This is a genomic window from Pseudomonas sp. Je.1.5.c (genome assembly GCF_051129895.1).
GTDB classification, from domain to species: domain Bacteria; phylum Pseudomonadota; class Gammaproteobacteria; order Pseudomonadales; family Pseudomonadaceae; genus Aquipseudomonas; species Aquipseudomonas urmiensis.
The window spans coordinates 66563-87814 of the sequence record NZ_JBCPSP010000024.1; the positions used below are offsets into that span (position 1 = coordinate 66563).

Genomic DNA, 21252 nt, shown 5'->3' on the forward strand with positions numbered 1-21252 from the left:
TTAGCCGAGGCTGATCTGCACTTCCACGCCTGCCGCGAGATCGAGCTTCATCAGCGCATCAACGGTTTTATCCGTTGGCTGGACGATGTCCAGAACGCGCTTATGAGTACGGATCTCGTACTGGTCACGCGCGTCTTTGTTGACGTGCGGGGAGACCAGAACGGTGAACCGCTCTTTGCGGGTAGGCAGTGGAATTGGACCACGCACTTGTGCACCAGTACGTTTCGCGGTTTCCACGATTTCCTGGGTGGATTGGTCGATCAGGCGATGGTCGAAAGCCTTCAACCTGATTCGGATTTGCTGATTTTGCATTGGATTTCAGACTCCAGGCTGTTCCCAACGGACGCACTACGCCCGCTAAAAGGAGGCGTGATTCTATAGACGCCCTAATTTAGTGTCAACCCAATAAAAAAAACCCCCGCTGAGCGGGGGTTTTTTCAACCGATCGAGTGATTACTCGATGATTTTGGCTACGACGCCGGCGCCGACGGTACGACCGCCTTCACGGATAGCGAAGCGCAGACCGTCTTCCATTGCGATGGTCTTGATCAGGGTAACAGTCATCTGAATGTTGTCACCTGGCATTACCATTTCAACGCCTTCCGGCAGCTCGCAGTTACCGGTCACGTCAGTGGTACGGAAGTAGAACTGAGGACGGTAGCCTTTGAAGAACGGAGTGTGACGACCGCCTTCTTCTTTCGACAGAACGTAGACTTCTGCGGTGAACTTGGTGTGCGGCTTGACCGAACCTGGCTTGACCAGAACCTGGCCACGCTCAACGTCGTCACGCTTGGTACCACGCAGCAGAACGCCGCAGTTCTCGCCAGCACGGCCTTCGTCCAGCAGCTTGCGGAACATCTCAACACCGGTGCAGGTGGTGGTGGTGGTGTCACGCAGACCAACGATTTCCAGGGCGTCTTGAACGCGGACGATACCACGCTCGATACGACCGGTAACAACGGTACCACGACCCGAGATCGAGAATACGTCTTCGATTGGCATCAGGAACGGCTTGTCGATAGCACGCTCTGGCTCTGGGATGTAGCTGTCCAGAGTTTCAACCAGACGCTTGACAGCGGTGGTGCCCATTTCGTTGTCGTCTTTGCCTTCCAGCGCCATACGAGCCGAACCGATGATGATCGGGGTGTCGTCGCCTGGGAAGTCGTAGGTGGACAGCAGGTCGCGAACTTCCATCTCGACCAGTTCCAGCAGCTCAGCGTCGTCTACCAGGTCAGCCTTGTTCAGGAAGACCACGATGTACGGAACGCCAACCTGACGGGACAGCAGGATGTGCTCACGGGTTTGTGGCATCGGACCATCAGCGGCCGAGCAAACCAGGATCGCGCCGTCCATCTGGGCAGCACCGGTGATCATGTTCTTCACGTAGTCAGCGTGACCTGGGCAGTCGACGTGAGCGTAGTGACGAATGTTCGAGTTGTACTCGACGTGAGCGGTGTTGATGGTGATACCGCGCGCTTTCTCTTCCGGAGCCGAGTCGATCTTGTCGAACTCAACGACTGCCGAACCGAAAACTTCGGAGCAGACGCGAGTCAGAGCTGCGGTCAGAGTGGTTTTACCGTGGTCAACGTGGCCGATGGTGCCAACGTTAACGTGCGGAAGGGAACGATCAAATTTTTCTTTAGCCACGACAGTGAACTCCTAGCCTAAAGGGGCTGAATCAGCCTTGTTTTTTAACGAGAGCTTCGACGATGTTCGACGGAGCTTCGGAGTATTTGGAGAATTCCATGGAGTAGCTCGCGCGACCCTGAGACATGGAACGAACGTCGGTCGCGTAACCGAACATTTCCCCGAGCGGTACTTCAGCGCGGACGACACGGCCAGAGACCGACTCATCCATACCCTGGACCAGACCACGACGACGGTTCAGGTCACCCATCACGTCACCCAGGTAGTCTTCCGGGGTTACAACTTCAACCTTCATGATCGGCTCGAGAACCACGCCGCCGCCCTTGGTGGCCAGCTGCTTGGTCGCCATCGAAGCGGCGATTTTGAAAGCCATTTCGTTGGAGTCGACGTCGTGATACGAACCATCGAATACCGCGGCCTTGAGGCCGATCAGAGGATAGCCGGCAACAACGCCGTTCTTCATCTGCTCTTCGATACCCTTCTGGATCGGGGCGATGAATTCCTTAGGAATCACACCACCAACGACTTCGTTGGAGAACACCAGACCTTCGGTGATGTTGCCCTTCTCGTCCACGTCCGGCTCCGAGAAACGGATCCAGCAGTGACCGAACTGACCACGACCGCCCGACTGACGAACGAACTTGCCTTCGATCTCGACGTTGGACTTGGTGATCTTCTCGCGGTACGAAACCTGCGGCTTACCGATGTTGGCCTCGACGTTGAACTCGCGCTTCATGCGGTCAACGAGGATGTCCAGGTGCAGCTCACCCATACCCGAGATGATGGTCTGGCCAGTCTCTTCGTCGGTCTTGACGCGGAACGACGGGTCTTCCTGGGCCAGCTTGCCCAGTGCGATACCCATCTTCTCCTGGTCAGCCTTGGTTTTCGGCTCTACGGAGAGCGAAATAACCGGCTCAGGGAAGTCCATACGCTCAAGGATGATTGGCTTGTCGGCGTTGCACAGGGTTTCGCCTGTGGTCACGTCTTTCATACCGATCAGTGCAGCGATGTCGCCAGCGCGCACTTCCTTGATTTCTTCACGCTGGTTGGCGTGCATCTGCACCATACGACCAACGCGCTCTTTCTTGCCTTTGACCGAGTTGATGACGGAGTCACCGGAGGTCAGAACGCCCGAGTAGACGCGAACGAAGGTCAGAGTACCTACGAACGGGTCAGTCGCGATCTTGAACGCCAGAGCCGAGAACGGCTCGTCGTCGTCGGCGTGACGCACGTCTTTACGAACAGCCGGATCTTCTTTGTCCAGCTCCTTGTCGTCCGGGTTGATACCCTGGATTGCAGGGATCTCGGTCGGAGCAGGCAGGTAGTCGATGACGGCATCGAGAACCAGGGGAACACCCTTGTTCTTGAACGACGAACCGCAGACAGCCGGTACGATTTCGCTGGCCAGGGTGCGCGCGCGCAGACCGGCTTTGATCTCTTCGACGGTCAGCTCTTCGCCTTCCAGGTACTTGTTCATCAGCTCTTCGCTGGACTCGGCGGCAGCCTCAACCATGTTGGCGCGCCACTCTTCAGCCAGCTCCAGCATATCGGCAGGAATTTCTTCCTCGCGATAAGTGGTGCCTTTGTCGTCGTCGTTCCAGTAGATAGCCTTCATTTTGATCAGGTCAACCTGACCCTGGAAGTTATCTTCCGAACCGATGGCCAGCTGAACAGGAACCGGGGTGTGACCCAGACGGTTCTTGATCTGACCTACGACGCGCAGGAAGTTTGCACCGGCACGGTCCATCTTGTTCACGTAGACAACACGTGGAACGCCGTACTTGTTGGCCTGACGCCATACGGTTTCAGACTGAGGCTCAACGCCGGAGGTACCGCAGAACACAACGACCGCGCCGTCGAGTACGCGCAGCGAACGCTCAACTTCAATGGTGAAGTCAACGTGGCCGGGGGTATCGATAACGTTTACACGGTAGTTGTCATACTGACCAACAGAACCTTTCCAGAAGGTGGTAACGGCAGCGGAGGTAATGGTGATACCCCGCTCCTGCTCCTGCACCATCCAGTCGGTGGTCGCGGCGCCGTCATGCACCTCGCCCATTTTGTGGCTCAGACCTGTGTAAAACAGGATCCGCTCGGTAGTGGTAGTTTTGCCCGCGTCAACGTGCGCGCAAATACCAATGTTACGGTAGCGGTTGATTGCTGTAGTACGAGCCATAAAGCCCTCGCGAATAGATTGATGCTTGAATTAGAAGCGGTAGTGCGAGAATGCCTTGTTGGCTTCAGCCATACGGTGCACGTCTTCACGCTTCTTGACTGCAGCACCTTTGCCTTCAGCAGCATCCAGCAGCTCACCAGCCAAACGCAGGGCCATGGACTTCTCGCCGCGCTTGCGGGCGTAGTCTACAAGCCAGCGCATTGCCAGCGCGTTACGACGGGATGGGCGAACTTCGACCGGGACCTGGTAAGTGGCACCGCCAACACGGCGGGACTTTACTTCGACCAGCGGAGCGATGGCGTCGAGAGCTTTCTCGAAGATTTCCAGGGGATCGCTGTTCTTGCGTTCTTTGACCTTGTCCAGCGCACCGTAAACGATACGCTCGGCAACGGCCTTCTTGCCGCTTTCCATCACGTGGTTCATGAACTTGGCGAGGATCTGGGATCCGTATTTTGGATCGTCCAGAATCTCACGTTTTGCTGCTACACGACGTCTTGGCATGATAAGCCCTCAAACGGTCTTCAGGTTAGCCCGGGACGTGGGTCTTCGACCCCTGCCCGACCTTACTCTTATCGACTGAAAAAATTGATTGTCTGCAAACGGCCGATTACTTCGGACGCTTGGTACCGTACTTCGAACGACCCTGGTTACGGCCTTTAACGCCGGAAGTATCCAGAGAGCCGCGAACGGTGTGGTAACGAACACCTGGCAAGTCTTTTACACGGCCGCCGCGAATCAGGACGACGCTGTGCTCTTGCAGGTTGTGGCCTTCACCGCCGATGTACGAGGAAACCTCGAAACCGTTGGTCAGACGCACACGGCATACTTTACGCAGTGCCGAGTTAGGTTTTTTCGGCGTGGTGGTGTACACACGGGTGCACACGCCACGACGTTGCGGGCAGTTCTGCAGCGCAGGTACGTCGGATTTCTCGACGGTACGCTTACGCGGCTGACGTACCAGCTGGTTGATAGTTGCCATCTACTAGCTCCACTGATTGTCTTGCGACGCTATTGTCTTGCAAGAAAGCCAAAAATTGGCGAGACGGAGCCTCACCAAATTTAAGGGTACAAAAGTCTAAAGAGGTTCTTGCACCCAGTCAAGACGAGGCCCCGGCCCTCCCCGCCCGGTGATCGGTAACATTGCATGTCACCGGTCACCACGGAGAGGGGCCGGGGCCCCACCCTGTACTTAGTTACCGCTGGAATTCAGCGCTTCGGTCAGTGCGGCTTCCACCTCACTGGCACTTACGCGCAGCGGCTTGTCGGCATCACGGCGACGCTTACGCTCGCTGTGGTAGGCCAGACCAGTACCAGCCGGGATCAGACGACCCACGACCACGTTCTCTTTCAGGCCGCGCAGGTAGTCGCGCTTGCCGGTTACCGCCGCCTCGGTCAGGACTCGAGTGGTTTCCTGGAAGGAAGCCGCCGAGATGAACGATTCGGTCGACAACGACGCCTTGGTGATACCCAGCAGCACGCGGGTGAACTTCGAGACGAACTTGTCTTCGGCAGCGAGACGCTCGTTCTCGACCAGCACCTGAGTCAGTTCCATCTGGTCGCCCTTGATGAAGCTGGAGTCACCCGATTCGGCGATCTCAACTTTACGCAGCATCTGACGCAGGATGGTCTCGATGTGCTTATCGTTGATCTTAACGCCTTGCAGGCGGTAAACGTCCTGGATCTCGTTGACGATGTACTTGGCCAGCGCGCTGACACCCAGCAGACGCAGGATGTCGTGCGGATCGCTTGGACCGTCGGAGATAACTTCGCCGCGGTTTACCTGTTCGCCTTCGAAGACGTTCAGGTGGCGCCACTTCGGAATCAGCTCTTCGTACGGATCGCTGCCATCGGTCGGGGTAATGACCAGACGGCGCTTGCCTTTGGTCTCTTTACCGAATGCGATGGTGCCGCTGACTTCCGCCAGAATCGAAGCTTCCTTCGGACGACGGGCTTCGAACAGGTCGGCAACGCGCGGCAGACCACCGGTGATGTCACGGGTCTTCGACGTTTCTTGCGGGATACGCGCGATAACGTCACCAACACCGATCTGTGCACCGTCGGCCACACCTACCAAGGCGTTGGCTGGCAGGAAGTACTGAGCAGGTACGTCGGTACCTGGCAGCATCAGATCCTTGCCATTGGCGTCGACCATCTTGATTGCCGGACGGATTTCCTTGCCAGCGGCAGGGCGATCCTTGACGTCCAGGACTTCAATGTTGGTCAAACCAGTCAACTCGTCAGTCTGACGCTTGATGGTGATGTTTTCTTCCATGCCCACGAAGGTCACGGTACCTTTCAGCTCGGTAACGATCGGGTGGGTGTGCGGGTCCCACTTGGCGACGATTGCGCCAGCTTCGACCTTGTCACCTTCCTTGACCGAAATCACCGCACCGTAAGGCAGCTTGTAGCGCTCACGCTCACGACCGAATTCGTCGGCAATGGCCAACTCGCCGGAACGCGATACAGCAACCAGGTTGCCGTCAGCACGCTCAACCTGCTTCAGGTTATGCAGACGCACCATACCGCCGTTCTTCACCTGGACGCTGTCGGCAGCCGAGGTCCGGCTTGCAGCACCACCGATGTGGAACGTACGCATGGTCAGCTGGGTACCCGGCTCACCGATGGACTGGGCAGCGATAACGCCGACCGCTTCACCGATGTTCACCTGATGACCGCGAGCCAGGTCACGACCGTAGCACTTGGCGCAGATGCCGAAGCGAGTTTCGCAGCTGATCGGCGAACGCACGATAACTTCGTCGATGCTGTTCAGCTCGATGAACTCAACCCACTTCTCGTCGACCAGGGTACCGGCCGGAACGATGACGTCTTCGGTGCCAGGCTTGAATACGTCACGGGCGATCACTCGACCCAGTACGCGCTCACCCAGCGGCTCGACCACGTCGCCGCCTTCGATGTGCGGAGTCATCAGCAGGCCATGATCGGTGCCGCAGTCGATCTCGGTCACTACCAGATCTTGCGCAACGTCGACCAGACGACGAGTCAGGTAACCCGAGTTCGCGGTCTTCAGTGCGGTATCCGCCAGACCCTTACGAGCACCGTGAGTCGAGATGAAGTACTGAAGTACGCTCAAACCTTCACGGAAGTTCGCGGTGATCGGCGTCTCGATGATCGAGCCGTCCGGCTTGGCCATCAGGCCACGCATACCGGCCAACTGACGAATCTGAGCTGCCGAACCCCGGGCACCGGAGTCAGCCATCATGTACATCGAGTTGAAGGACTCTTGGTCGACTTCGTCGCCATTGCGGTCGATGACTTTCTCTTTCGAGAGGTTGGCCATCATCGCCTTGGATACTTCGTCGTTCGCCTTGGACCACAAGTCGATGACCTTGTTGTACTTCTCGCCCTGGGTTACCAGGCCAGAGGCGTACTGGCTCTCGATTTCCTTCACTTCGTCGGTGGCAGCACCGATGATGCGGGCTTTCTCGTCCGGGATAACGAAGTCGTTAACACCGATCGAAACGCCGGAAATGGTCGAATAGGCAAAGCCGGTGTACATCAGCTGGTCAGCGAAGATCACGGTCTCTTTCAGACCAACCACGCGGTAGCACTGGTTGATCAGCTTGGAGATCGCCTTCTTCTTCATCGGCTGGTTGACCACGTCGTACGACAGACCTGGTGGCACAACCTGGAACAGCAGCGCACGGCCGACAGTGGTGTCGACGATACGGGTGTTCTTGACGCTGCCGCCATCACGATCGTTCACGGTTTCGTTGATACGAACCTTGATCTTCGCGTGCAGGGCAGCTTCGCCGGCGCGGAATACCCGGTCGACTTCCTGCAGGTCAGCGAACACGCGACCTTCGCCCTTGGCGTTGATGGCTTCACGGGTCATGTAGTACAGACCCAGTACAACGTCCTGCGACGGAACGATGATTGGCTCACCGTTGGCTGGCGACAGGATGTTGTTGGTCGACATCATCAGCGCGCGCGCTTCGAGCTGGGCTTCCAGCGTCAGCGGCACGTGAACGGCCATTTGGTCACCGTCGAAGTCGGCGTTGTACGCAGCACAGACCAGCGGGTGCAGCTGGATAGCCTTACCTTCGATCAGTACCGGTTCAAAGGCCTGGATACCCAGACGGTGAAGGGTCGGTGCACGGTTGAGCAGTACGGGGTGTTCGCGAATCACTTCGGCGAGAACGTCCCACACCTCTGGCAGCTCGCGCTCGACCATCTTCTTGGCAGCCTTGATGGTGGTCGCCAGACCACGCATTTCCAGCTTGCCGAAAATGAACGGCTTGAACAGCTCGAGGGCCATCTTCTTCGGCAGACCGCACTGGTGCAGACGCAGGGTCGGGCCTACGGTAATTACCGAACGACCGGAGTAGTCCACGCGCTTACCGAGCAAGTTCTGACGGAAACGACCTTGCTTACCTTTGATCATGTCAGCCAGGGACTTCAGCGGACGCTTGTTCGAGCCAGTGATGGCGCGACCGCGACGGCCGTTGTCGAGCAGGGCGTCGACCGCTTCCTGCAGCATGCGCTTTTCGTTGCGCACAATGATGTCCGGCGCCGACAGATCGAGCAGGCGCTTGAGACGGTTGTTACGGTTGATCACCCGACGATACAGGTCGTTCAGGTCGGAGGTCGCGAAGCGGCCGCCATCCAGCGGCACCAGCGGACGCAGGTCCGGCGGCAGTACTGGCAGAACGGTCAGGACCATCCACTCAGGCAGGTTGCCCGAGCCCTGGAAAGCTTCCATCAGCTTCAGGCGCTTGGACAGCTTCTTGATCTTGGTTTCCGAGTTGGTCTGCGGAATCTCTTCGCGCAGGCGACCGATCTCGTGCTCCAGGTCGATAGCGTGCAGCAGCTCACGGACAGCCTCGGCACCCATGCGGGCGTCGAAGTCGTCACCGAACTCTTCCAGCGCTTCGAAGTACTGCTCGTCGTTGAGCAGCTGACCCTTCTCGAGGGTGGTCATGCCTGGATCGATAACGACGTAGCTCTCGAAGTAGAGAACACGCTCGATATCACGCAGGGTCATGTCCATCAGCAAGCCGATACGGGACGGCAGCGACTTCAGGAACCAGATGTGGGCGACCGGCGAAGCCAGTTCGATGTGCGCCATGCGCTCACGACGAACCTTGGCCAGCGCGACTTCGACGCCGCACTTCTCGCAGATCACACCGCGGTGTTTCAGGCGCTTGTACTTACCGCACAGGCACTCGTAGTCCTTGACTGGGCCAAAGATCTTGGCGCAGAACAGGCCGTCACGCTCAGGCTTGAACGTACGGTAGTTGATGGTTTCCGGCTTTTTAACTTCACCGAACGACCACGAACGGATCATCTCAGGTGACGCCAGACCGATACGGATGGCGTCGAACTCTTCGACTTGACCCTGGTTTTTCAGCAAATTCAGTAGGTCTTTCAAGGCCTTTCCTCCTGGCGGAGCAGGGAGCGGGCTATTACAGCCCCGCCCCCCTTCGCGTCACGTGTTATTCGGTTTCCAGATCGATATCGATACCGAGCGAACGGATCTCTTTGATCAACACGTTGAAGGACTCGGGCATGCCCGGCTCCATACGGTGATCGCCATCCACGATGTTTTTGTACATCTTGGTACGGCCGTTCACGTCGTCCGACTTCACTGTGAGCATTTCTTGCAGGGTGTATGCCGCGCCGTATGCTTCCAGCGCCCACACCTCCATCTCCCCGAAACGCTGACCACCGAACTGCGCCTTACCACCCAGCGGCTGCTGGGTAACCAGGCTATAGGAACCAGTGGAACGCGCGTGCATCTTGTCGTCCACCAAGTGGTTCAGCTTGAGCATGTACATGTAACCAACGGTCACAGGACGCTCGAACTTGTTGCCGGTACGGCCGTCGAACAGCACCATCTGGCCGCTTTCTGGCATGTCTGCCAGTTTCAGCATGGCCTTGATCTCGCTTTCCTTGGCACCGTCGAAGACCGGGGTAGCCATCGGCACGCCCTTCTTCAGGTTGTGCGCCAGAGCGAGGATCTCTGCGTCGGTGAACTCTTCCAGGCTTTCCTGGCGACCGCCGATCTCGTTGTAGATCTCGGTCAGGAAGCCACGCAGCTCAGCGGCTTTGCGCTGCTCTTCGATCATCCGGTCGATCTTCTCGCCCAGACCTTTGGCCGCGAGGCCCAGGTGGGTTTCAAGGATCTGACCAACGTTCATACGCGAAGGTACGCCCAGCGGGTTCAGTACGACATCGACCGGAGTACCGTTGGCGTCGTGCGGCATGTCTTCGACCGGCATGATCACCGAGACCACACCTTTGTTACCGTGACGGCCGGCCATCTTGTCGCCCGGCTGAATGCGGCGGCGGATAGCCAGGTAGACCTTGACGATCTTCAGTACGCCCGGTGCCAGGTCATCGCCCTGCTGCAGCTTGCGCTTCTTGTCTTCGAACTTGTCGTCCAGCAGACGACGGCGATCGACGATGTAGGCTTGAGCCTTTTCCAGCTGTTCGTTCAGCGCGTCTTCGGCCATGCGCAGTTTGAACCACTGGCCGTGCTCCAGACCGTCCAGTACTTCGTCGCTGATCACGGTGCCTTTCTTCAGGCCCGCACCACCGTCGACCACTTGGCCGTTCAGGGCGGAACGCAGACGCTCGAAGGTCGCGCCTTCGACGATGCGGAACTCTTCGTTGAGGTCCTTGCGGATCTCGTCCAGCTGCATCTTCTCGATGGCCAGGGCGCGGCTGTCGCGCTCGACGCCGTCACGGGTGAAGACCTGAACGTCAATGACAGTACCTTTGGTGCCGGTTGGCACGCGCAGGGAGGTGTCTTTAACGTCGCTGGCTTTCTCACCGAAGATCGCGCGCAGCAGCTTCTCTTCTGGAGTCAGCTGGGTCTCGCCTTTCGGAGTGACCTTACCCACCAGAATGTCGCCAGCGCCGACTTCAGCACCTACGTAGACGATACCGGCTTCGTCCAGCTTGTTCAGCGCAGCTTCACCCACGTTCGGGATGTCTGCGGTGATTTCCTCTGGGCCAAGCTTGGTGTCACGGGCCACACAGGTCAGTTCCTGGATGTGGATCGTGGTGAAACGGTCTTCCTGAACGACGCGCTCCGACAGACAGATGGAGTCTTCGAAGTTGAAACCGTTCCAGGCCATGAACGCGATGCGCATGTTCTGACCCAGTGCCAGTTCACCCATGTCGGTGGACGGGCCATCGGCCATGATGTCGCTACGCTTGACCACATCACCTTTGCTGACCAGCGGACGCTGGTTGATGCAAGTGTTCTGGTTGGAACGGGTGTATTTGGTCAGGTTGTAGATGTCGACACCGGCTTCACCGGTTTCTACTTCGTCATCGGCAACACGTACCACGATACGGCTGGCGTCGACGGAGTCGATCACGCCGCCACGACGCGCCACGACGCAGACGCCGGAGTCACGGGCAACGTTGCGCTCCATGCCGGTACCAACCAGCGGCTTGTCGGCACGCAGGGTAGGTACAGCCTGACGCTGCATGTTCGAACCCATCAATGCACGGTTGGCGTCGTCGTGCTCGAGGAACGGGATCAGCGAGGCAGCGACGGAAACAACCTGCTTGGGCGAAACGTCCATCAGGGTGACGTCTTCCGGCGCCTTGACGGTGAATTCGTTCAAGTGACGAACAGCTACCAGCTCGTCGACCAGTTGCTTCTTCTCGTTCATCGTGGCCGAAGCCTGAGCGATGACGTGATCAGCTTCTTCGATCGCCGACAGGAACACGATGTCGTCGGAAACCACACCCTCTTTCACCACGCGGTACGGGCTTTCCAGGAAGCCGTAATGGTTGGTGCGGGCATAGGCTGCCAGGGAGTTGATCAGACCGATGTTCGGACCTTCAGGGGTCTCGATCGGGCACACACGACCGTAATGGGTCGGGTGTACGTCACGGACTTCAAAGCCAGCACGCTCACGGGTCAGACCGCCAGGGCCGAGTGCGGAGACACGACGCTTGTGGGTGATCTCGGAGAGCGGGTTGTTCTGGTCCATGAACTGCGAGAGCTGGCTGGAACCGAAGAACTCTTTCACCGCCGCCGCTACCGGCTTGGCGTTGATCAGGTCTTGCGGCATCAGGCCTTCGCTTTCAGCCATCGACAGACGCTCTTTGACCGCACGCTCAACGCGCACCAGGCCAACGCGGAACTGGTTCTCGGCCATCTCGCCGACGCAACGTACGCGACGGTTACCCAGGTGGTCGATGTCATCGACGATGCCTTTACCGTTACGGATGTCGACCAGGGTCTTCAGCACGTCAACGATGTCTTCCTTGCTCAGCACGCCCGAACCTTCGATCTCGGTACGACCGATACGACGGTTGAACTTCATGCGGCCTACGGCGGACAGGTCGTAACGCTCGGCACTGAAGAACAGGTTGTTGAACAGGGTTTCGGCGGCATCCTTGGTTGGCGGCTCGCCTGGACGCATCATGCGGTAGATCTCGACCAGCGCTTCCAGTTGGTTGCTGGTGGTGTCGATCTTCAGGGTATCCGAAATGAACGGACCGCAATCGATGTCGTTGGTGTACAGGGTTTCGATGCGAACGACCTGAGCCTTGGCGACCTTGATCAGCAGCTCGGTGGTCAGCTCGGTGTTGCACTCGGCCAGGATCTCGCCGGTAGCCGGATGCACGATCGCCTTGGCGGTAGTGCGGCCCAGCACGTACTCCATCGGCACGTCCAGCTGCTTGACGCCAGCCTTCTCGAGCTGATTGATGTGGCGCGCGGTGATACGACGACCCTGCTCGACGATGACCTTGCCGGTCTCGTCATGGATGTCCATGACCGCAACTTCGCCACGCAGACGCTGAGGCACCAGCTCCAGGCTCAGCTTCTCACCAGAAACATGGAACACGTTGGTGGTGTAGAAGGTGTTCAGCACTTCTTCAGTGCTGTAACCCAGGGCGCGCAGCAGTACCGAGGCCGGCAGTTTGCGGCGACGGTCGATACGGACGAATACGCAGTCCTTAGGATCGAACTCGAAGTCCAACCAGGAACCGCGGTAAGGAATGATGCGAGCCGAATACAGCAGCTTGCCGGAGCTGTGGGTCTTGCCACGATCGTGGTCGAAGAACACACCCGGCGAACGGTGCAGCTGGGAAACGATCACACGCTCGGTACCGTTGATAACGAAGGTACCGTTCTCAGTCATCAGGGGGATTTCACCCATGTAGACTTCTTGCTCTTTGATGTCCTTGATCGCTTTGTTCGACGACTCTTTGTCGAAGATGATCAGACGGACTTTCACCCGCAGCGGCACGGCGAAGGTCACGCCGCGCAGGACGCATTCCTTGACGTCGAAAGCCGGCTCGCCCAGACGATAGCCAACGTACTCCAAGGCAGCGTTGCCGGAGTAGCTGATGATCGGGAAGACCGATTTGAAGGCCGCGTGCAGGCCGACGTCGCGGAACTGATCCTTGGATGCTCCCGCTTGCAGGAATTCGCGATACGAATCCAGCTGGATGGCCAGGAGGTAAGGCACATCCATCACGTCCGGCAACTTGCTAAAGTCCTTGCGGATACGTTTTTTCTCAGTGTATGAGTAAGCCATCAGCGTTCCCCAGCTTGGTCACCTGCTTGTTTGGCTTCTCCCGGCGGGAGCAGCCAGAAAATCGTGCAAACCCCTTGGTTTGCGCCACCCACGTGGGTGTCTTGCAGCTTGTTATCGGGGCCGACCTGATCGGCCACCAATAACGGAAAAAGGCCGGTGGCATAAGCCACCAGCCATCAGCCTAAGCTCAACGCTCCGGCTGGAGTCGCAAAGTCGAAATTACTTCAGCTCGACTTTAGCGCCTGCTTCTTCCAGCTTCTTCTTAGCGTCTTCAGCGGCTTCTTTCGAAACGCCTTCAGCTACGACTTGAGGAGCGCCGTCAACTTTCTCTTTGGCTTCTTTCAGGCCCAGACCGGTCAGTTCACGAACGGCCTTGATCACGTTGACTTTCTTCTCGCCGGCTTCAACCAGAACAACGTTGAACTCGGTTTGCTCTTCAACAACGGCAGCAGCAGCAGCTGGGCCAGCAGCGGCAACAGCAGCGGTAACGCCGAAGGTTTCTTCCATTGCTTTGATCAGCTCAACAACTTCCAGAACGGTTTTCTGGCCGATTGCTTCGATGATTTGCTCGTTAGTCAGGGACATGACTTAAATCCTGTATTGGGGTGAAGGCCTACGCAGCCATCAAATTAAACGTATGATTTTGAAAGTGCTTCGCGGCCTTAGGCTGCGGTAGCTTCTTTCTGGTCGCGAATGGCTGCCAGGGTACGAGCCAGCTTGCTGGTAGCGCCTTGGATGACGCTCATCAGCCTTGCGATGGCTTCGTCGCGGGTCGGCAGGGTAGCCAACACGTCGATCTGGTTCGCTGCAATGAACTTGCCGTCAAACGCAGCTGCCTTGATCTCGAACTTGTCCTGACCCTTGGCGAATTCCTTGAACAGACGAGCAGCAGCGCCCGGGTGTTCGTTGGAGAACGCGATCAGGGTCGGGCCAGTGAAGGCGTCGTTGAGGACACTGAATTCAGTGTCAGCAACAGCGCGCTTGAGCAGGGTGTTACGTACGACACGTACGTATACGCCAGCTTCACGAGCCTCTTTACGGAGTCCGGTCATTGCGCCTACAGTCACACCACGGGCATCAGCCACGACAGCGGACAGAGCGACTTTGGCAGCCTCGTTGACTTCAGCGACGATGGCCTTCTTGTCTTCGAGTTTAATTGCCACGGGTAAAACTCCTGCTTGTTACCGTTTCATCTGGCCGAAGCCGGATGTCGTTTTGGTGTCTGATTCGGTAAGGAACCGGGAGCACCATCTGCGTAGGCTGGTTGTTTAAGGCTTGCGCCGCCTACGGTCTTGGATAGCCCCCGCCAGGCAGGGACCCCAATTTTGTTGCCGGCGCGCTTTCACGCGCCGGCAAGGTCTTACGCGCTCAGCGAGCTCTGGTCGATGACCAGACCTGGGCCCATAGTGGTGCTCAGGGTAACGCGCTTGACGTAGATACCTTTCGAGGAAGCCGGCTTGATACGCTTCAGATCAGCGATCAGGGCTTCAACGTTTTCCTTCAGCTTGCCGGCTTCGAAGCCAACCTTGCCAACGGAGGTGTGGATGATACCGTTTTTGTCGGTACGGTAGCGAACTTGACCAGCCTTGGCGTTTTTAACCGCGGTGGCTACGTCTGGAGTCACGGTACCGACTTTCGGGTTAGGCATCAGGCCGCGAGGACCCAGAACCTGACCCAGCTGACCAACAACGCGCATGGCATCCGGGGATGCGATGACTACGTCGTAGTTCAGGTCGCCAGCTTTCATCTCGGCAGCCAGGTCGTCCATACCAACGCGATCAGCGCCGGCAGCCAGAGCGGCCTCAGCAGCTGGACCCTGGGTGAAGACAGCAACACGTACGGTCTTGCCAGTGCCGTGTGGCAGCACAGTAGCGCTACGAACGACCTGGTCGGATTTACGTGGGTCAACGCCGAGGTTGACGGCAACGTCGAAGGATTCGCTGAACTTCACGGTGGACAGTTCGGCCAGCAGCGCGGCTGCTTCCTCGAAGTTGTAAACTTTGCCAGCTTCGAGTTTCGAAGCAATGGCCTTTTGGCGCTTGGTCAGCTTAGCCATTACACACCCTCCACGTTGAGGCCCATGCTGCGAGCAGATCCGGCGATGGTACGCACGGCTGCATCCATGTCAGCGGCAGTCAGATCAGCCTGTTTGGTCTTGGCGATCTCTTCCAGCTGAGCACGGGTCACGGTACCGACTTTAACGGTGTTCGGACGTGCAGAACCGCTGGTCAGGCCAGCAGCTTTCTTCAGCAGAACCGAAGCTGGGGTGCTTTTGGTTTCGAAGGTGAAGCTACGGTCACTGTAGACAGTGATGATCACAGGAGTCGGCAGGCCGGCTTCTTGACCCTGAGTACGGGCGTTGAAGGCCTTGCAGAATTCCATGATGTTCACACCGTGTTGACCCAGTGCTGGACCAACGGGTGGGCTTGGGTTGGCCTGGCCGGCCTTTACTTGCAGCTTGATGTAAGCCTGAATCTTCTTAGCCATGAGCTACTCCAATATCGGGTACGAACGCCAAATGGCTCCCCGGATTACTTGCGTTTTATCCCAGTGACGACAAAACCCCGCAGCACATAGGGCTGCGGGGTATGGGATGCGTCGTTCGCCTAGACCTTCTCGACCTGGCCGAACTCGAGCTCTACCGGAGTAGAGCGACCGAAAATGAGCACCGCCACTTGGAGCCGGCTCTTTTCGTAGTTAACTTCTTCAACGGTACCGTTGAAATCAGCAAAGGGACCGTCAACAACACGAACCACTTCACCTGGCTCAAAGAGCGTTTTTGGCTTCGGCTTGTCGCTACCATCGGCAACGCGACGCAGAATAGCCTCGGCTTCTTTATCGGTGATAGGCGCAGGCTTGTCTGCAGTACCACCAATGAAGCCCATTACGCGAGGGGTATCCTTGACAAGGTGCCAAGTCCCTTCGTTCATATCCATCTGGACCAATACATAGCCAGGGAAGAACTTACGCTCGCTTTTGCGCTTCTGGCCATTGCGCATTTCTACGACTTCTTCGGTCGGGACCAGGATCTCGCCGAATTCATCTTCCATGCCAGCCAGCTTCACACGCTCGATCAAAGAGCGCATTACATGCTTCTCGTAACCCGAGTAAGCATGCACAACGTACCAACGCTTAGCCACGGGACACCCTTAGCCAACAATCAAGGAGACCGCCCAGCCGAGCAGGGAATCAAGACCCCACAGCAGCAACGCCATAACCAGCACGACAACCACAACGATAAGCGTGGTTTGCATGGTTTCTTGGCGGGTCGGCCACACGACTTTACGGATCTCGGTACGAGCTTCCTTCGCCAGCGCAAAGAACGACTTACCCTTCGCGGTCTGCAGGGCAACGAAGCCTGCAACAGCAGCCAGAGCAAGGAGAGCGAGCACGCGGTACAGAATCGGAGAAGCGGAGTAGTATTGATTACCTACGACGCCAACGACTACCAGAGCAACAACAGCGAGCCACTTGAAAAGATCAAAACGCGAATCTTGGGCTTCAGTTTTGGGAGTCATCGAGGAGGATCCTGTGAGAAGAAAGCCAATCACACCGAGGTGAATGGCAGGTCAGGAGGGAATCGAACCCCCAACCTACGGTTTTGGAGACCGTCGCTCTGCCAATTGAGCTACTGACCTTTAACACTGTACCAGGCCGGCCATTATGCCGGCATGGTCTTATGAAATCAACTACTTATTCAATAATTTTTGCTACGACGCCGGCGCCGACGGTACGACCGCCTTCACGGATAGCGAAGCGCAGACCGTCTTCCATTGCGATGGTCTTGATCAGGGTAACAGTCATCTGAATGTTGTCACCTGGCATTACCATTTCAACGCCTTCCGGCAGCTCGCAGTTACCGGTCACGTCAGTGGTACGGAAGTAGAACTGAGGACGGTAGCCTTTGAAGAACGGAGTGTGACGGCCGCCTTCTTCTTTCGACAGAACGTAGACTTCTGCGGTGAACTTGGTGTGCGGCTTGACCGAACCTGGCTTGACCAGAACCTGGCCACGCTCAACGTCGTCACGCTTGGTACCACGCAGCAGAACGCCGCAGTTCTCGCCAGCACGACCTTCGTCCAGCAGTTTGCGGAACATCTCAACACCGGTGCAGGTGGTGGTGGTGGTGTCACGCAGACCAACGATTTCCAGGGCGTCTTGAACGCGGACGATACCACGCTCGATACGACCGGTAACAACGGTACCACGACCCGAGATCGAGAATACGTCTTCGATTGGCATCAGGAACGGCTTGTCGATAGCACGCTCTGGCTCTGGGATGTAGCTGTCCAGAGTTTCAACCAGACGCTTGACAGCGGTGGTGCCCATTTCGTTGTCGTCTTTGCCTTCCAGCGCCATACGAGCCGAACCGATGATGATCGGGGTGTCGTCGCCCGGGAAGTCGTAGGTGGACAGCAGGTCGCGAACTTCCATCTCGACCAGTTCCAGCAGCTCAGCGTCGTCTACCAGGTCAGCCTTGTTCAGGAAGACCACGATGTACGGAACGCCAACCTGACGGGACAGCAGGATGTGCTCACGGGTTTGTGGCATCGGACCATCAGCGGCCGAGCAAACCAGGATCGCGCCGTCCATCTGGGCAGCACCGGTGATCATGTTCTTCACATAGTCAGCGTGACCCGGGCAGTCGACGTGAGCGTAGTGACGAATGTTCGAGTTGTACTCGACGTGCGCGGTGTTGATGGTGATACCGCGCGCCTTCTCTTCTGGAGCCGAGTCGATCTTGTCGAACTCAACGACTGCCGAACCGAAAACCTCGGAGCAGACGCGAGTCAGAGCTGCGGTCAGAGTGGTTTTACCATGGTCAACGTGGCCGATAGTGCCAACGTTAACGTGAGGTAGGGAACGATCAAACTTTTCCTTAGCCATCGATACAGTCCTCCGCAGAAGAAAATAGTCACTACTACCGATAAAACAAAGGCAGATATTTTCATATCTGCCTTGTTATATGGAGCTCTTGAGCGGACTTGAACCGCTGACCTCACCCTTACCAAGGGTGTGCTCTACCAACTGAGCTACAAGAGCGAAACACATTGTGCAAAAACAGCAAACTTGGAGCGGGTAGCGGGAATCGAACCCGCATCATCAGCTTGGAAGGCTGAGGTTCTACCACTAAACTATACCCGCGAGGCTTGCAGCTCTCGCTAAAATGGTGGAGGGGGAAGGATTCGAACCTTCGAAGTCGAAGACGGCAGATTTACAGTCTGCTCCCTTTGGCCGCTCGGGAACCCCTCCTGAGCGTGGGCGGCATTTTCAACTCTTGCCGACCTGTTGTCAAGCTTTTTTTCAATTAAATCTTGAAGTTAGCTACTTTGACAACAGCTTCCGGTCCTACCACCTCAGTGGTGTTCCCTGCGAAGCGGGCGCCATTCTATCAAGCTATTCGCCAGTTGCAATACCCCCGCAGAAAATAATTTTGTGTTTTAAGTCTTTGAAATCCTTGGAAAGAGTGGCGAGCACGGTTTGGTCCAGTAAACGCTCACTTTCCGGGGCTACCTTCAGCCACATACCGTCTGCGCCAGGCAGCTGACCGGACACTACCAGCGTGGTGATATCCAGGCTAAGTAGGCGCTGGCGTAGCGCATCGAGCTGATTCCGAGCTGGTAGACCACCAATAACCAGGCATTCATCACGACGTCGCGCCGGCGCTGCAGCCCCCGTCTCACGCAGCAGGCGGATCTCCTGCTGGTTACCTTTATAGAGAGAAAGCGGCGCGACCTCTTTGACCCTCAACGGCGCCTCTTGCTGGTGCCAGACGTAGTAGACGACATTGAGCACCAGCAACAACAGAAACAACCAACGCATAGGCACCTCAATCCAATGGACAAGCCATCGCCAGGCCAACGAAGACCAGGTCAGGCACAACGCGGGCCTGAGGCGCAGCTTCGCGCACCAGCGGCGCATCGCCACCAGTCAGGAACACAGTGAAACTTTCACCCCACAAAGCTCGAGCCTGCTCGATCTGTGTACGGGCAAACCCTTGCAGCATCAGCACACAACCGCGCTCCACCGCCTCGACTGTCGAGCGACCAGGCGCAAGCGTGCTCACAGCGCGCTCAGCCGATGCATCGTCGTAGCGAATTCGACGGGTATGGGTACGCAATTGACTGCGCATCAGCGGCATACCGGGACAAATATAACCACCCAGGTGCTCACCATCGGCGGCGACGAAGTCAGCCTTGGCCGCAGTACCCAAGTCAATCACCAGGCACGCACCTTTTGCCAGGTGGTAGGCACCCAAGGCAGCTAGCCAGCGATCCATGCCCAGCCGCTGATAGTCATCATATCCATTACGCACTCCAGCCATTTCCTGCACAGGCATAGCGACTTGCGCCTGGACAGCGAACCCTGCCTGCAACAGCCCACGCAGCGCGTCAGTTTCCTCTTCGCTACGGACACTGACTATCCGACAGCCTTTCAAGCGTACTGAGGGCAAGGCCGAGACCGCCGCCAATAGCGCCTGATCCGAGTCAACGATGCCGCCACCGACAATCGTCGCGTCGGCAGCATGAATCACCCGCCACTTGATGAAGCTATTACCGCAGTCGAGCTCAAGAATCATCACGCAACCTCAAACTGAGCTCACCACCACTGAAGCTCTTTTCCACACCTTCCACCTCAAGACGCAGTCCGCCTTGTCCATCCACGCCAAGCACTACGCCATCGGTATGGCTACTGCCGGCGATCAGCGATACCTTACGACCCTGCCACAGATGCGCTTGCTCCCATTCTTCCTGGAAGGCGGCGAAGCCATAACGACGGTGCCGAGCCAGCTCATGCTGCAGTTGCTGATTGAGCCTGGCGACCAGCAGGTTACGATCAATAGAGGCGCCCGCCTCCAGCCTCATCGAGGTCCATTGCTGGTCGACCTGGTCGTTGAGCTGCATGTTCACGTTGATGCCAATCCCCAGCACCACATGACAGACGTCAGCCGGATCACCGACAAGCTCCAGCAAGATCCCGGCGATCTTCTGATCACCGACCAGAACATCATTTGGCCATTTAAGGCCCGCCTGCTTCACGCCAAATGCCTGCAGGGTACGCATGACGGCCAGCCCAACCACCAGGCTTAAACCCTCGAGCTGGCGCATGCCGCCCTCAACACGCAGCACCAAGCTGTAGTAGAGGTTCTCAGCGAAGGGGCTGACCCATTGTCGACCGCGACGACCGCGCCCAGCACTTTGGCGTTCGGCCAATACTAGAAATGGCGCCACCCTCCCCTGCGCAATACCACGCAAAGCTTCGGCATTGGTCGAATCGATCGCATCGTGAATAAACAACGGCCACTGCTCGCCTTCGCAGAGATCGCTAATCGCTTGCGAATCAAGCAATGCCAACGGTGCGGCCAATTGATAGCCACGACCTCGGACCTTATGAATGGTCAGGTTCAATTCGGCTTCCAGGTGCTGCAGCTGCTTCCAAACGGCGCTGCGGCTCACCCCGAGAGCTTCCCCGAGCGCCTGCCCGGAATGAAACCGGCCATCCTTGAGGAGATTCAACAACTTCAGCATGCCAGTCTCGACTTGGAATAAGGCTGGAATGATAGCCATGGCCTGAAGCCTTGCATAGGAAAAGGGCGCACTCCGGACTTGGTCATGCCCAACTGCGATGCTTGAGGGATAAAGGCGGGAGGGGTGGAGCGGGGTGTCAGTTGCGGCCTTTTCGCGGGCAAGCCCGCTCCCACAAGGGGTGCGGCAAGGCCAGGTATCGGGCGCGGGGTATAGCAGGTCTGGAAAGACAAAACCCCTACCTGCTCGCGCAGATAGGGGTTTTGCGAAATGAATCTTGACGATGACCTACTCTCACATGGGGAAACCCCACACTACCATCGGCGATGCATCGTTTCACTACTGAGTTCGGGATGGGATCAGGTGGTTCCAATGC

At 57.4% G+C, this 21252-nt stretch carries 17 protein-coding genes, 4 tRNA genes and 1 rRNA gene; all 22 read right to left on the bottom strand.

Annotation, left to right across the window (positions count from 1 at the left end; all coding sequences use genetic code 11):
• The gene (rpsJ, locus tag AAZU54_RS17585; RefSeq protein WP_003186070.1) at positions 1 to 312 is read right to left on the bottom strand and encodes a 30S ribosomal protein S10; all 312 of its coding nucleotides are present in this window, start codon (positions 310 to 312) and stop codon (positions 1 to 3) included.
• 141 nt (positions 313 to 453) lie between these two features.
• Positions 454 to 1647, bottom strand: a complete 1194-nt coding sequence (tuf, locus tag AAZU54_RS17590) for an elongation factor Tu (RefSeq protein WP_105642145.1) — start codon at positions 1645 to 1647, stop codon at positions 454 to 456.
• Between the two features lie 31 nt (positions 1648 to 1678).
• Entirely contained in the window at positions 1679 to 3823 is a 2145-nt protein-coding gene (fusA, locus tag AAZU54_RS17595; protein ID WP_186557311.1) for an elongation factor G, read from the bottom strand.
• Between the two features lie 30 nt (positions 3824 to 3853).
• A complete protein-coding gene (rpsG, locus tag AAZU54_RS17600; RefSeq protein WP_008089143.1) occupies positions 3854 to 4324 on the bottom strand; it encodes a 30S ribosomal protein S7 in 471 nt (156 codons plus the stop codon).
• A 106-nt stretch (positions 4325 to 4430) separates the two neighbouring features.
• Positions 4431 to 4802, bottom strand: a complete 372-nt coding sequence (gene rpsL / locus AAZU54_RS17605) for a 30S ribosomal protein S12 (RefSeq protein ID WP_003257088.1) — start codon at positions 4800 to 4802, stop codon at positions 4431 to 4433.
• A 210-nt stretch (positions 4803 to 5012) separates the two neighbouring features.
• Positions 5013 to 9212, bottom strand: coding sequence for a DNA-directed RNA polymerase subunit beta' (rpoC, locus tag AAZU54_RS17610; RefSeq protein ID WP_186557310.1), 4200 nt, complete (start codon positions 9210 to 9212; stop codon positions 5013 to 5015).
• Between the two features lie 64 nt (positions 9213 to 9276).
• The gene (gene rpoB / locus AAZU54_RS17615) at positions 9277 to 13350 is read right to left on the bottom strand and encodes a DNA-directed RNA polymerase subunit beta (RefSeq protein WP_434727453.1); all 4074 of its coding nucleotides are present in this window, start codon (positions 13348 to 13350) and stop codon (positions 9277 to 9279) included.
• A gap of 219 nt (positions 13351 to 13569) precedes the next feature.
• Positions 13570 to 13935 carry a 50S ribosomal protein L7/L12 gene (rplL, locus tag AAZU54_RS17620; protein ID WP_007957596.1) on the bottom strand — a complete coding sequence of 122 codons (366 nt, stop codon included), beginning with the start codon at positions 13933 to 13935 and terminating at the stop codon, positions 13570 to 13572.
• A 77-nt stretch (positions 13936 to 14012) separates the two neighbouring features.
• A complete protein-coding gene (rplJ, locus tag AAZU54_RS17625) occupies positions 14013 to 14513 on the bottom strand; it encodes a 50S ribosomal protein L10 (RefSeq protein ID WP_186557308.1) in 501 nt (166 codons plus the stop codon).
• Positions 14514 to 14710: 197 nt separating this feature from the next.
• Positions 14711 to 15406, bottom strand: a complete 696-nt coding sequence (gene rplA, locus AAZU54_RS17630; RefSeq protein ID WP_186557307.1) for a 50S ribosomal protein L1 — start codon at positions 15404 to 15406, stop codon at positions 14711 to 14713.
• Complete coding sequence (rplK, locus tag AAZU54_RS17635; protein WP_115085065.1) at positions 15406 to 15837, bottom strand: 50S ribosomal protein L11; 432 nt, start codon at positions 15835 to 15837, stop codon at positions 15406 to 15408. The genes rplA and rplK overlap by 1 nt, the downstream gene beginning before the upstream one ends.
• 119 nt (positions 15838 to 15956) lie before the next feature.
• The gene (nusG, locus tag AAZU54_RS17640) at positions 15957 to 16490 is read right to left on the bottom strand and encodes a transcription termination/antitermination protein NusG (RefSeq protein ID WP_186557306.1); all 534 of its coding nucleotides are present in this window, start codon (positions 16488 to 16490) and stop codon (positions 15957 to 15959) included.
• Positions 16491 to 16499: 9 nt separating this feature from the next.
• Positions 16500 to 16868 carry a preprotein translocase subunit SecE gene (gene secE / locus AAZU54_RS17645; protein WP_186557305.1) on the bottom strand — a complete coding sequence of 123 codons (369 nt, stop codon included), beginning with the start codon at positions 16866 to 16868 and terminating at the stop codon, positions 16500 to 16502.
• 44 nt (positions 16869 to 16912) lie between these two features.
• Positions 16913 to 16988: transfer RNA gene (locus AAZU54_RS17650), tRNA-Trp, on the bottom strand.
• A gap of 55 nt (positions 16989 to 17043) precedes the next feature.
• Entirely contained in the window at positions 17044 to 18237 is a 1194-nt protein-coding gene (tuf, locus tag AAZU54_RS17655; protein WP_105642145.1) for an elongation factor Tu, read from the bottom strand.
• An 80-nt stretch (positions 18238 to 18317) separates the two neighbouring features.
• A tRNA-Thr gene (locus AAZU54_RS17660) sits at positions 18318 to 18393 on the bottom strand.
• Positions 18394 to 18421: 28 nt separating this feature from the next.
• Positions 18422 to 18495: transfer RNA gene (locus AAZU54_RS17665), tRNA-Gly, on the bottom strand.
• A 23-nt stretch (positions 18496 to 18518) separates the two neighbouring features.
• Positions 18519 to 18603: transfer RNA gene (locus AAZU54_RS17670), tRNA-Tyr, on the bottom strand.
• 144 nt (positions 18604 to 18747) lie between these two features.
• Complete coding sequence (locus AAZU54_RS17675; protein ID WP_186557304.1) at positions 18748 to 19173, bottom strand: hypothetical protein; 426 nt, start codon at positions 19171 to 19173, stop codon at positions 18748 to 18750.
• A gap of 7 nt (positions 19174 to 19180) precedes the next feature.
• The gene (locus AAZU54_RS17680) at positions 19181 to 19930 is read right to left on the bottom strand and encodes a pantothenate kinase (RefSeq protein WP_434727454.1); all 750 of its coding nucleotides are present in this window, start codon (positions 19928 to 19930) and stop codon (positions 19181 to 19183) included.
• The gene (gene birA / locus AAZU54_RS17685; protein ID WP_186557302.1) at positions 19920 to 20879 is read right to left on the bottom strand and encodes a bifunctional biotin--[acetyl-CoA-carboxylase] ligase/biotin operon repressor BirA; all 960 of its coding nucleotides are present in this window, start codon (positions 20877 to 20879) and stop codon (positions 19920 to 19922) included. Before birA ends, AAZU54_RS17680 begins: the two co-directional genes overlap by 11 nt.
• A gap of 272 nt (positions 20880 to 21151) precedes the next feature.
• Positions 21152 to 21252: ribosomal RNA gene (rrf, locus tag AAZU54_RS17690) — 5S ribosomal RNA — on the bottom strand; the annotation flags it as partial.